Annotated in this window: 11 protein-coding genes; 3 read left to right on the top strand and 8 right to left on the bottom strand. The window is 57.5% G+C overall.

Annotation, left to right across the window (positions count from 1 at the left end; all coding sequences use genetic code 11):
- Positions 1-98 precede the first annotated feature (98 nt).
- Complete coding sequence (locus FFV09_RS22485) at positions 99-1,889, top strand: alpha-glycosidase (RefSeq protein WP_141449924.1); 1,791 nt, start codon at positions 99-101, stop codon at positions 1,887-1,889.
- 144 nt (positions 1,890-2,033) lie between these two features.
- On the top strand, positions 2,034-2,168 hold the full coding sequence (locus FFV09_RS24440) for a hypothetical protein (protein WP_272915052.1): 135 nt from the start codon (positions 2,034-2,036) through the stop codon (positions 2,166-2,168).
- A gap of 61 nt (positions 2,169-2,229) precedes the next feature.
- Here the strand turns inward: FFV09_RS24440 and FFV09_RS22490 are convergent, their stop codons facing one another.
- The 3 genes from FFV09_RS22490 to glgB form a co-directional block, all read right to left on the bottom strand.
- Entirely contained in the window at positions 2,230-2,601 is a 372-nt protein-coding gene (locus FFV09_RS22490; protein ID WP_141449925.1) for an iron chaperone, read from the bottom strand.
- Between the two features lie 198 nt (positions 2,602-2,799).
- A complete protein-coding gene (glgA, locus tag FFV09_RS22495; RefSeq protein WP_141449926.1) occupies positions 2,800-4,230 on the bottom strand; it encodes a glycogen synthase GlgA in 1,431 nt (476 codons plus the stop codon).
- The gene (glgB, locus tag FFV09_RS22500; protein ID WP_141449927.1) at positions 4,227-6,341 is read right to left on the bottom strand and encodes a 1,4-alpha-glucan branching protein GlgB; all 2,115 of its coding nucleotides are present in this window, start codon (positions 6,339-6,341) and stop codon (positions 4,227-4,229) included. Before glgB ends, glgA begins: the two co-directional genes overlap by 4 nt.
- A gap of 236 nt (positions 6,342-6,577) precedes the next feature.
- Here glgB and FFV09_RS22505 point away from each other — a divergent pair, with 236 nt between their 5' ends.
- A complete protein-coding gene (locus FFV09_RS22505) occupies positions 6,578-7,807 on the top strand; it encodes a glucose-1-phosphate adenylyltransferase (RefSeq protein WP_141449928.1) in 1,230 nt (409 codons plus the stop codon).
- Between the two features lie 195 nt (positions 7,808-8,002).
- On the opposite strand, the gene FFV09_RS22510 is transcribed toward FFV09_RS22505, so the two are convergent.
- The 5 genes from FFV09_RS22510 to FFV09_RS22530 all read right to left on the bottom strand — a co-directional run bounded on the left by FFV09_RS22510 (position 8,003) and on the right by FFV09_RS22530 (position 12,892).
- Complete coding sequence (locus FFV09_RS22510; protein WP_141449929.1) at positions 8,003-8,560, bottom strand: GNAT family N-acetyltransferase; 558 nt, start codon at positions 8,558-8,560, stop codon at positions 8,003-8,005.
- 1 nt (position 8,561) lies between these two features.
- A complete protein-coding gene (locus tag FFV09_RS22515) occupies positions 8,562-10,025 on the bottom strand; it encodes a sensor histidine kinase (protein ID WP_141449930.1) in 1,464 nt (487 codons plus the stop codon).
- Positions 10,022-10,720: a response regulator transcription factor gene (locus FFV09_RS22520; protein ID WP_141449931.1), complete on the bottom strand. Its 699-nt coding sequence runs from the start codon at positions 10,718-10,720 to the stop codon at positions 10,022-10,024. Before FFV09_RS22520 ends, FFV09_RS22515 begins: the two co-directional genes overlap by 4 nt.
- Before the next feature lie 59 nt (positions 10,721-10,779).
- Positions 10,780-12,090, bottom strand: coding sequence for a hypothetical protein (locus tag FFV09_RS22525; RefSeq protein ID WP_141449932.1), 1,311 nt, complete (start codon positions 12,088-12,090; stop codon positions 10,780-10,782).
- Positions 12,091-12,166: 76 nt separating this feature from the next.
- On the bottom strand, positions 12,167-12,892 hold the full coding sequence (locus FFV09_RS22530; protein WP_141449933.1) for a phosphonate ABC transporter ATP-binding protein: 726 nt from the start codon (positions 12,890-12,892) through the stop codon (positions 12,167-12,169).
- Positions 12,893-12,951 lie beyond the last annotated feature (59 nt).

Genomic DNA, 12,951 nt, shown 5'->3' on the forward strand with positions numbered 1-12,951 from the left:
CCATGCTTGGGTTTGAACTGACAAAGCTCCGCGCCCTATCTCCTGCCCTCCATGTGCCGTTCTATCCGTATCTCCGATTTTACCAAAGGGGCGATTTCATGTTTCGGGAAGCCATGTACCACGTACCGCGCGACAAATGGGCGTATGCGTACGACCTGCACACGATCCATTTGCGTTTTCGCACCAAAAAGAACGATGTCGACCGTGTAACCGCGCTGACCGGCGACAAATACGACTGGAACCGTACCTATTTCGAAGTCGAACTGGAAAAGGCGGCCAGCGACGAATATTTCGATTACTGGGAAGGTCCCGTCCGGCCCAAGTTCAAGCGGGTCGCTTACCTGTTCCGTCTGATCGCGGGCAGCGAGACGCTGTTCAAGTCCGATAACGAGTTTCACGACGGGATGCCGATGCCGACCGGCGGCTATTACGAATTCCCGTACATTCACCATGTCGATTTGTTCGCTGCGCCCGACTGGGCCAAAAAAGCGATTTTCTATCAGATCATGCCCGACCGTTTCGCCAACGGCAATCCGTCGAACGATCCGCCGGGCACGCTTGCCTGGGGCGGGCAGCCGACGCTGACGGATCATTTCGGCGGCGATTTGCAAGGCGTGCTGGACCATATCGACTACCTGGTGGAGCTTGGGATCAACGCGCTGTATTTTACCCCCGTGTTCACGGCGAATTCCTATCATAAATACGATACGGTCGATTACAAAACGGTCGATCCCCATCTCGGCGACAGCTCGATTTTGAAAAAGTTGGTCGAAGCCTGTCACGCCAGAGGAATCCGCGTCATTTTGGATGCGGTGTTCAACCACTGCAGCGACCAATTCCCTCCTTTTCAGGACGCCGTCGCCAAAGGCCCTTATTCGCCTTACGCCGACTGGTTCCACGTCAACGAATTCCCGCTTGCAGTCAAAGACGGCATCCCGACCTACGACACGTTCGGCTTCTATTCCAACATGCCCAAATTCAATACCGGCAACGAGGAAGTGCGCAAGTACCTGCTCGGCGTCGCCAAATACTGGATCAAGGAAATCGGCGTCGACGGCTGGCGGCTGGACGTGGCCGACGAAGTCGACCACCACTTTTGGCGCGAGTTCCGGGACGTGGTCAAAAGCGCCAAGCCGGACGCGTACCTGGTCGGCGAAGTGTGGAGCGATTCGTTGTCGTGGCTGATGGGCGATCAGTTCGATTCGGTCATGAACTATCCTTTTTCCGATAAAGTATTGGCCTTTTTCGGCGGCGGCATGGACGGCCATCATTTTGCCGGCCATATGGGCAGCCTGCTTATGCGTTATCCGCAGCAGACGAACGAAGTCGTGTTCAACATGCTGTGCAGCCACGATACGCCGCGCCTGCTCACCCGCCTCGGCGGCGACAAGCGCAAGCTGAAGCTTGCGATCGTGTTCCTGTTCACGTATATGGGCACGCCGTGCATCTTCTACGGAGACGAGATCGGGCTGCAGGGCGGAGCCGATCCGGACTGCCGCAAATGCATGGAATGGAATCCATCCCGCCAGGATCGCGAGCTGTACGACTTTTACCGCAAAATGATCGTGCTGCGCAAAAGCAACCCGGCGCTGCGCGGCGGACGCTTCCGCTTCCTGATGGCCGATCCCGGCAATCCGTGCATCGTGTACGAACGGATCGACGACCGGATCCATTTCACGTTCTGGATGAACAATACCGGGGAGCCGTCCACGCTGTCGCATCCGATGGAGACGGACGACTGGCGCGACGCGCTGACCGGCGAAGATTTCCCGACGGCGGAAGGACGGCTGTCGATTCAGCTCGACCCTTACGGCTACCGTATTTTGTATCGCAATTTGGACGGCAGCGGCGAGGCCGAGACGAGCGAACGGCCGCAGCAAATCATGTAAAACAAGCCGCCCGCTTTCTTTTGCGGACAGCCTGCCGAATTTTGCGAGAAATATGTAAAAGAAAGCGTTTTAAACCCTTTATTTTGGTTATTTCCTCTTAGATGGTGATGAGGATCAATCAGAAATTGAAGGAGGCGAACCGGCATGTTCTTCGTCGTGTCGATGGCGGCTATCGTGGTATCGGTGTTGGCGGTGTTGAAAAAAGTGGACGGAGGTTCGGTCGGCACGGGCGTCAAAACGGCGTTGTTCATGCTGCTGTACTATTTCAGCCCGTTCTGAACGTCTGGCCTAGACGGCAGCGCTGCGAGGCGCGCGGCTGCGCACCGTCCTCCGGCGAACGTCAGGCGCGCCAGAACGTCGTGCAGTCGGCTTTGTCTTCGATGTTGAACGCGATCAAGTCCCGAAGCAGTTCGTAATCGACCGGAGTTTTCCACGGAATGCGGAACAGCTGCGGCGTATGGGTGTAGCCGGCCTGCCCGATCCGTTCGCTGAAGACTTCGATCGCCGCTTTTTCCGGAGCGACAGACAGATGCGCTTTGGCGGTGCTGAAGCCGACGATAAACGTCTCATGGTCGGTAAACATCGGCTGGTTCCAGGCTATTTTCGAGCCCAGCTGCGGAAACTCGTCGCTGATCCACTGCAGCACGTGTTCAAGCCGTTCCTTTTGCAGCGGATCGTCGATTTTGTCCAGATATTCGTTAAACACTTCCATGATGTAGCCTCCTCGGTTTGGGTTGCATTCATGCGAACGTGTGTCCCCTTCATTTTGCCGGATTTTTCTGCTGTTGACAAGCTTTTCACGCAAAAAAAGACCGGACGCTCCGCGTAAGATCAGGAAGCTTTCGCTTCGTGACCTTCTGCGGGACGTCCGGTTTTTGCGCGGCTTCCGGGAAAGTCCCGGTGCTGCGTCTTACGCTTTTAACTGCTCGTAAATGTTCAGGTATTCCTTGGCCGAAGACGACCAGCTGAAATCTTCGCTCATGCCGTTTTGCACGATCTTTTTCCACGTGGGCTCTTCGCGGTAGAACGCAAGCGCCCGGCGGATCGTGTTCAGCATGTCGTGCGCGTTGTACGAAGAGAAGCTGAAGCCGTTGCCTGCGCCCGTATATTCGTTGAAGGCGTGCACCGTATCGTTCAGGCCGCCTGTCTCGCGTACGACCGGCACGCTGCCGTAGCGCATGGCGAGCAGCTGGCTGATGCCGCACGGCTCGAACATCGACGGCATCAGGAACAGGTCGCTGGCGGCGTAGATGTTGCGCGACAGCGCCTCGCTGAAGCGGATCTGCACCGACAGCTGCTGCGGATGGCGGTAAGCCGCCTGGCGGAACCAGTCTTCATAGCCCGGTTCGCCGGTACCGAGCACGACGACCTGCACGTCTTCGCCGTACAGCAGTTCGTCCAGCACGCGCACGACCAGATCGAGGCCTTTCGGTTCGACCAGACGCGACACGATGCCGATCATCGGCGTTTTGGCGCTGACCGGCAGGCCGAGTTCGGTCTGCAGCGCCGTTTTGTTTTCGCGTTTTTTGGCCAGGCTGCTCTTATAACGGGTACGGAGCGTTTTGTCCGTGTTCGGGTTGTAGCTCTTCGTGTCGATACCGTTCACGATGCCGGTCAGCTTGTCGCCGATCGAAGACAGCAGGCCGTCGAGGCCGTAGCCGTAATACGAAGTGCGGATTTCTTCCGCGTAAGTCGGGCTGACCGTCGTCACTTTGCCCGAATACACGATGCCGGCTTTCATGAAGTTGACGTTGCCGTAGTATTCCGCGCCCGCATCCGTGAAATGGCGGTTGTCCAGACTCAGCAGCTCGCCGAACACCGCGTACGGGAACACGCCCTGGTACAGCAGATTGTGGATCGTGTAGACCGTCTCGATATTATCGTAAAAAGGATCATGCGCGTACGTATCCTGCAGCAGCAGCGGAATCATGCCGGTATGCCAGTCGTGGCAGTGGATAACGTCCGGCTTGAAGCCGATTTCCGGCAGGATGTCGAGCACCGCTTTGTTGAAAAAGGCGAACCGTTCGCCGTCGTCGCCGTAGCCGTACACGCCGTCGCGTCCGAAATAAAATTCGTTATCGATAAAATAGACCGGAATGCCGTCGTCGTCGTATTCTTCGATGCCGCAGTATTGACCGCGCCAGCCGAGGCTCACCGTCGTCTCGCCTTTGTGCGTCATTTTTTCTTTGTACGCATCGGGGATGCCTTTGTATTTGGGCAGCACGACGCGGATGTCCGCGCCCGCCTGCTTGAGTGCGCGGGGCAGAGCTCCGATCACGTCGGCCAATCCTCCCGTTTTGATAAATGGTGCCGCTTCCGCGGCTGCAAACAATAACTTCATTTTGTTTTCCCCTTCCGTGTTGTCTCTTTTTTCGTTTCTTTTTTCGTTTCTTTTTTCGTCTCTTTTTTGGGATTTTCCAATTTGACGGCGTCAAGCGCTTCCGTCACGAGTTCTTTTGCTTTTTTGACCGGGCTTTTTCTTTTCGGTTTTGGCGCCGGTTCCGCGCTGTCCGCTTTGGACGGCGCCGATTTCAACAGATCGGACGCCCGCCCGCTTTTTTTGAGAATGACGACGCCGAGCGCCGGCAGCTTCACCGACAGATTGTACTCGCGGTCGTGCCACGTTTCTTTTTCCGCGCGGAGAGGCCCTTCGTTAATCAGACCCCGGCCGCCGAAACGAAGTTCGTCGCTGTTGAACACTTCCTTGTAGGCGCCGGGCTTGTCCACCCCGATCCGGTAATCGTCGTACGACACCGGGCGGAAGTTGATCAGAATATACAGCGTGTCGCCGGGCTTTTTGCCTTTGCGCATAAAGCTGATGACGCTCTGCCCTTCGTCCGACGCGCTGATCCAGTCGTAGCCCGCCCATTCGTGATCGATTTCCCACAACGCTTTTTCGTCCAGATAAAAATGGTTCAACGCCGCGGTGTAGTCTTTCATCTGACGGTGCGCTTCATAATCGAGCAGAATCCAGTCGAGCGGCTCTTCGTCCCGCCATTCGATAAACTGACCGAACTCGCCGCCCATGAACAGCAGCTTTTTGCCCGGATGCGTCATCTGGTGGCCGAGCAGCACGCGCAGGCCCGCGAATTTCTCTTCGTAGGAACCCGGCATTTTGTCGAGCAGCGACTTTTTGCCGTGGACGACTTCGTCGTGCGACAGCGGCAGCACGTAGTTTTCCTGATGCGCGTACACGAGCGGGAACGTCAGCAGATTGTGCATGGACGGTCTCTCGCCGAAGTCGGCTTCCACGTACTTGAGCGTATCGTTCATCCAGCCCATGTTCCATTTATAGTTGAAGCCGAGTCCGCCTTCGTGCGCCGGCGAAGTCACGAGCGGCCAGGCGCTGGATTCTTCCGCCGCCATAATCGCGTTCGGGTAATAGCCGAAGATCGCTTTGTTCAACTTGCGCAGGAACTCGATCGCATCGAAGTTCTCGACGCCCCCTTCATCGTTCGGACGCCATTGGTGCGGCTTTTTCTCGAAATCGAGGCGCAGCATGCTCGTTACCGCATCGATACGCAGGCCGTCGAAATGGAACACGTCCATCCAGTACAGGGCGCTGGAGATCAGGAACGACTGCACTTCGGGTTTGCCGAAATCGAACGACAGCGTGCCCCAGCCCGGCTTCTCGGCCAGCATCGGATCGGCATACTCGTACTGCGGCGTTCCGTCGAACTGCCGAAGGCCGTGCGCGTCTTTGGCAAAATGGCCGGGCACCCAGTCGAGCAGCACGCCGATGTCAGCCTGGTGGCAGCGGTCGATCAGGTACATGAGATCTTTCGCTTCGCCGTAGCGGCTCGTGGGAGCAAAATATCCCGTTGCCTGGTATCCCCATGACAGGTCGTAAGGGTACTCGGTGAGCGGCATGAATTCGAGATGGGTATAACCCATTTCTTTGACGTAGGGGATCAGCACGTCGGCCAATTCCCGGTATGTATAAAACGTCCCGTCGGCTTTTTGCTTCCAGGTGCCCAGCTGCATTTCGTAGACGTTCATCGGTTTGTTGTAAGGCGAACGCCGCTTGCGCCGCCACGACTGGTCGCCCCACTGATACCCTTCGATCGATCCGACGCGCGATGCCGTATTCGGACGCACTTCCGCGTAGACGCCGTACGGGTCCGCTTTGAGCAGCGATTCGCCCGTGACTGAGCGAATCGCGTATTTGTACAGGTCGCCGTGCGCCATGCCTTCGATGAAGCCGCTCCAGATGCCGCCGGATTCGGGCACGGATTCAAGCGGGTCGGCGCTTCCGTTCCAATCGTTGCGATCTGTCGCCACGCCAACCGATACGGCATTGGGAGCCCAGACGGTAAAGCGGACTCCTTCCGTGCCGTTCTCCGTAGTCAGATGGGCGCCGAACATTCTATAGCTGTGAAAAAAATTACCTTCATGAAATAAATAAATATCTTCCCGTGATAAAGATTGCGCTCCAGCCGATTGCTTGGCCATCCCTTCACTCTCCCTTGTCCGATGCTTAAGCCCGGTGTTGAGCCGGTGACTCTTTTTCATTCAAATTTGAACACATCAATATGTTTATTACCCGAATTTGGCGGAGCTGAATAAGTCGATACTAAAAAAATGTTTTCTAAAAAATGTCACCCATTTCCTTTTTTCATCGTTTCAAAGCGCTGCACTTCCGTTTAATTATATATCATGTTGACATACATCACGGGAGGGAAATTAACATGAATAAGAAAGATTGTATCGCTATGCTGCTTGCCGGAGGGGAAGGCCGTAGACTCGCACCGTTGACTTCCAACCTTGCCAAACCTGCCGTCCCTTTCGGCGGGCATTACCGCATAGTCGATTTTCCTCTCAGCAACTGCCTCAATTCCGGCATCGACACGGTAGGCGTGCTGACGCAGTATGCCGCCGAGTCGCTGCATGAACATATCGGTGACGGCACGCCATGGAGAACCGATTCGCCGAGCGGCGAAATCGTGCTGCTTCCTTCCGCTTCCAGCGACGAGTACCGCGGAACGGCAGACGCTATCACCAAAAATATCGCCTTTATCGATCAACAGGATCCCGAGCACGTGCTGATCCTGTCCGGCGATCATATCTACCATATGGATTATGCCGAGATGCTCGCCGACCATAAGCTTTCGGGAGCCGACGCGACGCTGTCCGTCATGGAAGTGCCGCTGAGCGAAGCGCATCGTTTCGGCATCGTGACGACCGACAGCGCTTTGCGCGTCACGGAATTCAACGAAAAACCGGCCAAGCCGATGAGCAGCCTCGCTTCGATGGGCATCTACCTGTTCAAATGGTCGTATCTGCGGTCTTATCTGCTGAGCGACATGCACAGCGAAACGTCCGGCCACGATTTCGGCAAAGACCTGCTGCCGCTTATGCTGAGCGACGGATCGGCGCTGAAGGCGTACCCTTTCCGGGGCTACTGGAGAGACGTGGGTACCGTCAACAGCCTGTGGGAAGCGCATATGGACCTGCTCGGCGAAGACAGCGAATTCCGGCTCAACAAATCGGAATGGCCGATGTATACGAACCGCCAAGCGAGCCGTCCCGCTTTGTTCCGCCGCACCCTCGCTCCGTCGCCGATCTCTTCGATGGTGCACGAAGCATGCGTGAACGAAGGCAGCGTCAAGCATTCGGTCCTGTTCCGCGGCGTGCAGATCGGCAAAGGCTCGGTGATCGCGGACAGCGTCATCATGCCGGAAGCGCAGATCGGCCGCAACGTGAAGATCGAATACGCGATCATCGGCGAGAATGCGATCGTCCGCGACGGAGCGGAGATCAAAGGCACGCCGGATGACATCCTGATCGTCGGCCCGCATGAGACGGTCTACGCGAAGCCGGTCGTCCTGTCGCAAACGGCGTTGTCCCAGCCGGTACTGTCCACGCAGGAAGCATACGAACCGGCGGCGCTGCGGCGCGCGGGCGGCCTGTCTTCCTGATCGGCTACAACGCGGCGCCCGACCCGCTTGACCGGCTGAAGGTTCCTCTTCCAAAACCGGATGCAAAAATGCGGCGTCGCAACTCCCCAAAAAACCGTTCCCGAATTGGGCAAGCCATTCGGGAACGGTTTTTTGTCGTGTGCGGCCGCTTCGACGTTCAACGGGCCGGGTCATTCAAAGCTGCGTTGAATCGATTCAACGCGGCTCCGGCACTTCTTTTTCGTACAGGTTCACGTACCGTCCGCCCGTCTCCCGATTCAGGTCCTGTTCGGCCACGAACCGGAATCCGCTGCGCCGGTAATAAGCGTTCAAGGCGGGCAGATGCGCCACGCAGTCCAGGCGCAGTCCCCGCTTGCCGAGCCTTGCGGCTTCGCGCTCGGCGCAGCGCAGCATGGCGCCGCCGTAATCCAGTCCCCTGTAGGCCGGGCGGACCGTCAGGCGGTGCAGGTACAGATAGCGCTCGTCGTTGCGCTCTTTCCAATACGCTGCGTCGCTGCCCTGCAGCGTGAACAATCCGGCCGGCTGTCCGTCCGCCGTCAGCAGAAACAACCGGCGGTGCCCGAAATAGTCAAGCACCGACTCGGTCGTGAACATCTCCGGCTTCCACTGCTCCACGCCCGCGCTGACCATCACTTCGGCCGCTTCGCGCAGCATGACGGCCAGCATCTCCGCGTCGCTCCGCCGCGCTTCGCGAATGACCGGGAGAACTCCGCCTCCGCCTGCGGGCGGCCCCGAACGTTCGTTATCCGACATGTTACCGTTCCTCCGTTTCGGCAGGCAGCCCCGGCTGGACCGCCGGTTCCGCTTCCGGCTGCGGCTCGCCTTCCAGCAGCGGCAGCTTGACGCTGACCGTCGTGCCGACGCCGAGTTCGCTCGTCATATCGAGCCGGCCTTCGTGCAGTTCGACCAACTGCTGCGTAATGGCCAGGCCGAGTCCCGTGCCCCCGCCCTGCGTATTGACCTGGAAAAACCGGTCTTTGACCCTGTTCAAATTCTCTTCGTCGATCCCGATCCCGCTGTCCCGCACGTCGGCGCGTACCCATCCGTCTTCGATCGACAAATGCAGCACGATGACCGAACTTTCGTGCGAAAACTTGACCGCGTTGTCCACGAGATTCAAAAAGACCTGCTTCAGCCGGTTGGCATCACCGTATACCGGGAAATAGTCGCCGTCCGATTCCACGCGCAGCTTCACCTTTTTGAGTTCGGCTTTTGCCCAGACGTTCAGCACGATTTCCTTGAGCAATTCCCGGAGTTCGACGCGCTTCATCGTCAGCTTCATCTCGTTCTGCTGCAGCTTGGAAAAGTCCAGCAGTTCTTCGACGAGCCCGATCAGGCGCTCCGTTTCCTTGGAAATGATGCCCATGCCGATCCGCGTCTCGTCCGGATCGTAGCCGCCGGAATCGAGCGTCTCGCTCCAGCCTTTGATCGATGTCAGCGGCGTGCGCAGCTCGTGCGAGATCGACGAGATGAAATCGTCTTTGATCTGGTTGCTGCGCACGATTTCTTCGGCCATGTAATTGAGCGTGGAGCCCATCTCGCCGAGTTCGTAGCGATAATCGCCTTCGACCCGGACATCGAACCGGCCTTTGGCCATCTGCGCTGACACGGCGATGATATTATTGATCGGCCGCACGATCGAGTTGGCCAGACCGATACTGACGATCAGCACGATGACGAGAATCGTCGCGATGATCGCCATCGAGACGAGCGTGATCTCCGTCAAGCGCTGATTGACCTTCTCGATCGAAGTGACGAAGCGGGCCAGATATACCTGGCCGCCGCCCTGCTGCAGCGTCGTCGTCACGGCCATGACCGGCTCGCCCGTCGTCGCCTGGCGACCGATCCATTTCGCGGTGCCGCCCGAAGCGAGCGCCTGCGGAATATCGCTCGTCTGGACCGGCTTGTCCACCCCGAAGCCCGAAGAGCTGATCTGCACTTCGCCTTTGCCGTTCAGGATTTGCAGTTCCGACTCCGGCAGCTTGAGCAGGCTCACGATCTGCCCGAGGTATTCTTCCTTGTTGTAGTCGCTGGAATTGGTCGAGATCAACGCGCTGCGAACGGTCACGTCGATATGGCTTGAGATCATATTGTAGATCGTATCGTAGTAGTAGGCCCGGATCGCGAACAGAAACACGACTTCCACCAGCATCAGCGCCAGGAAGATGACGATGAAATAGTGCATCACGATCTGTCTGCCGATCCCTTTCTTGATCATTGACCCTGACCTTTCCATTTATAGCCGTGCCCCCATACCGTCTGCAAATATTCCGGTTCCGACGGATTGTCTTCGATTTTTTGGCGCAGTCGGCGGATGTTGACGTCCACGATCTTCGGATCGCCCATATATTCTTTGCCCCAGACGTGATCAAGCAGCACGTCCCGGCTGAGCGGCGTATTTTCTTTTTCGAGGAAAAACTGGATCAGCGAAAACTCGGTCGGCGTCAGTTCGATCGCCTGCGCGTTTTTCTTGAACTGCTTGGAGATCAGGTCCAGCTTGAACGGTCCCGAATCGAATGTAACCTTGGCGGCCGTCTCCCGGTGCACGTTGACCCGGCGCAGCAGCGAATGGATCCGCGCGATCAGCTCGGTCGGGCTGAACGGCTTGCTGACGTGATCGTCGGCGCCGACGGACAGCGCGTAGACTTTGTCCTGCTCCTGCACTTTGGCGGTCAGGAAAATGATGCCCATGCGCTCGTTCGTCTCCCGGATACGGCGGCATACTTCGAAGCCGTCGATACCCGGCACCATGACGTCGAGCAGCGCGATATCGATGCCCGGTTCCGTCTGCAAAATATGCAGCGCCTCGTGGCCTTCCGCCGCTTCAAGCACCTCGAAGCCGTTGCGTTTCAAGTTGATCACGATAAAACTGCGAATCGATTCTTCGTCTTCCAAAATCAGCACCTTGCTCATAAGACTCCCCTTCCCGGACTTTCGTGCCTATAGGTTTGTTCACGGATCTTGCGTTGGTTTCAGTTCGTCGGAATGCCGGAATTGGCCGCGGCCAATGCGCCGTCCGGATTGACCCGGTACGCGATCACCTGGCTGCTTGTACTGTACAGCTTGATCCAGCCTTTGTCCTCGGATTCGTTCTGCCATTGGATCGGCGTGAAGAACCGGACTTCTTCGAGCCATTCGCGCTCGCCGCTTTGGTCGTCGATCCGCACAAACTGCAAATATTTGTCGACCATCGATACGGTATTGAGCGTCACTTTGCCGATCAGCTTCTGGGGGAACGGCGGCAGCGTGAATCGGCCGTTCGCGTCGCGGTACTGTTCCCTGACCGGCGTGATGCCTTTTTCTCCGTTCCACTGGCTGTACACGGTCAGAAGCAGGATGTCTTCCTTATGCTCGAAGTCGCTCCATCCGGTCGGCGTCTTCAGCGTCGGAATCTCGATGATGCCGTCGCCGTTCATGTCTTCGCTTTTGACCAGTCCGTCGCGGAACGTCTTGTCTTCGCTGATCAGCGACTCCAAAATGCCGTTCTTCATCACGACGACCTGCGTGTAGGACCCGGCGCCGATCATGACGTCGAGCACGAGCGCGTTGCGATCGGGCGCGATTTTGCCCGCCGTCACGTTGTAATAGCCGGTCAGCGTCTTGCTCGGCAGAACGAGCGAAGCGAGCTCCTGGAAATCGCTGCCCTGGTACTGGTACACGCGGATTTCCGTGCCGACATTCGGCTTCATGTTGACCAGCACCAATTCCTGCCGGTCGTCATGGTTGATATCGACCAGCGCGAAATCCGAATACGGCAGCTCAAGCTTGGTGCCCAAAATTTCCAGCGCCTGACCCGCGTACGAATAGACCATCAAGATGCCGGTCGATCCGCTCGCCGGATCTTCGCCGTCCGTGCCGTAGCCGACCACAATATCCGTATAGCCGTCGCCGGAAATGTCCGTGAACTCCAGCTTGTCGAGCAGCGGGCCTTTGCCTTCGATATCGAGCACGTTCACCCAAGCGTCGCCCTGCTTTTGCAAAATCATCAGATGGATGTTTTTCGCGCTTTCCACCGGTTTGTAGAACACGATCGCTTCGCGCGATCCGTCGCCGTCGAGATCGGCATAGTGTACCGCGTTCGTGTCGTCCGAATCGCGGGTACGGGTCGCCGTCGCGCCGGCCGGAAGCTGGCGGTCGATCGCGTTTTTGAGCACTTCTTTTTCCGCCGGCAGGCGCGGAGGCCGGATCAGCGACGTCGGGTCCGGCAGCGACAGCGTGTCGCTGCAGCCCGACAAAAACAGCAGGCCTGCCGCGCAGGCGGCACTCCACCATATTTTTTTCATTCTTTTGCTCACTCTCTTCCGATTGGGCCGTTCCTTCCGTCGTTCGGCGTTCTTCGTTTGCTGCGCCGCACAATCGCTACAGCCGGCTTTTCTCCGCCGTCGTCAGGCGACGTCCGCGGATATCGAGCACGATTTTGCCTTCTTCCATGCTCCAGATCCGGTGCGCGTGCTTCTCGGCCAGTTCGATCGGCAGTACGGCGACGACGGTCGTCTCCTGCGTCTCGCACAAATTTTTGAGCATGCCGAGCACGTTGTCCGCCGTATGCGGGTCCAGACCCACGACCGGCTCGTCGGCCAGCAGGACGTTCGCGCCGTGCGCCAAAGCTCGCGCTGTGGCAATCCGCTGTTTCTCGCCGCCGCTCAAACTGCCCGATTTGAGTTTGGCTTTGTCCAGCAGCCCGAACGATTCGATCATGTCCATCGCGCCCATGTAATCGGCGGTGCGGACCATGCCGGTAAAGCGGCGCCAGGCGGGCGTCTGCCCGACCTGGCCGATCAGTACGTTTTTCAGCGCGGTACGGTTCGGATCGAGATCCGGATTTTGCTGGAGATAAGCCCATTCCCTGTGAATGCGCCGCCGACCCGACCAACCGGCTTTGAAAATATCGATATCGTCCACGACCAAACTGCCGCCGTCCCATTTTTCCTTCAGAGCCAGGCAGCGCAAAAGCATGCTTTTGCCGCTTCCGCTCGATCCGACGATCGCGACGAACTCTCCGCGAACGAGATCGAAGTCTATGCCTTTGAGTACCGGTATCTTATCGCTGCTTACGGTCTTTCTCAAGCCTCTCACCTTGATCATTCGACATCCGACTCCCCTGACTTGGTAAACTTCACTTCTCTAGTGTACCCCGAAACGAT

This window comes from Saccharibacillus brassicae, assembly GCF_006542275.1.
In the GTDB taxonomy this organism is placed as follows: Bacteria; Bacillota; Bacilli; order Paenibacillales; family Paenibacillaceae; genus Saccharibacillus; species Saccharibacillus brassicae.

Excerpts from the sequence above, each read along its gene's own strand:
- FFV09_RS22485 (WP_141449924.1), top strand. The coding sequence starts at position 99 with ATGTTTCGGGAAGCCATGTACCACGTACCGCGCGACAAATGGGCGTAT.
- FFV09_RS24440 (WP_272915052.1), top strand. The coding sequence starts at position 2,034 with ATGTTCTTCGTCGTGTCGATGGCGGCTATCGTGGTATCGGTGTTGGCG.
- FFV09_RS22490 (WP_141449925.1), bottom strand. The coding sequence starts at position 2,601 with ATGGAAGTGTTTAACGAATATCTGGACAAAATCGACGATCCGCTGCAA.
- glgA (WP_141449926.1), bottom strand. The coding sequence starts at position 4,230 with ATGAAGTTATTGTTTGCAGCCGCGGAAGCGGCACCATTTATCAAAACG.
- glgB (WP_141449927.1), bottom strand. The coding sequence starts at position 6,341 with ATGGCCAAGCAATCGGCTGGAGCGCAATCTTTATCACGGGAAGATATT.
- FFV09_RS22505 (WP_141449928.1), top strand. The coding sequence starts at position 6,578 with ATGAATAAGAAAGATTGTATCGCTATGCTGCTTGCCGGAGGGGAAGGC.
- FFV09_RS22510 (WP_141449929.1), bottom strand. The coding sequence starts at position 8,560 with ATGTCGGATAACGAACGTTCGGGGCCGCCCGCAGGCGGAGGCGGAGTT.
- FFV09_RS22515 (WP_141449930.1), bottom strand. The coding sequence starts at position 10,025 with ATGATCAAGAAAGGGATCGGCAGACAGATCGTGATGCACTATTTCATC.
- FFV09_RS22520 (WP_141449931.1), bottom strand. The coding sequence starts at position 10,720 with ATGAGCAAGGTGCTGATTTTGGAAGACGAAGAATCGATTCGCAGTTTT.
- FFV09_RS22525 (WP_141449932.1), bottom strand. The coding sequence starts at position 12,090 with ATGAAAAAAATATGGTGGAGTGCCGCCTGCGCGGCAGGCCTGCTGTTT.
- FFV09_RS22530 (WP_141449933.1), bottom strand. The coding sequence starts at position 12,892 with ATGATCAAGGTGAGAGGCTTGAGAAAGACCGTAAGCAGCGATAAGATA.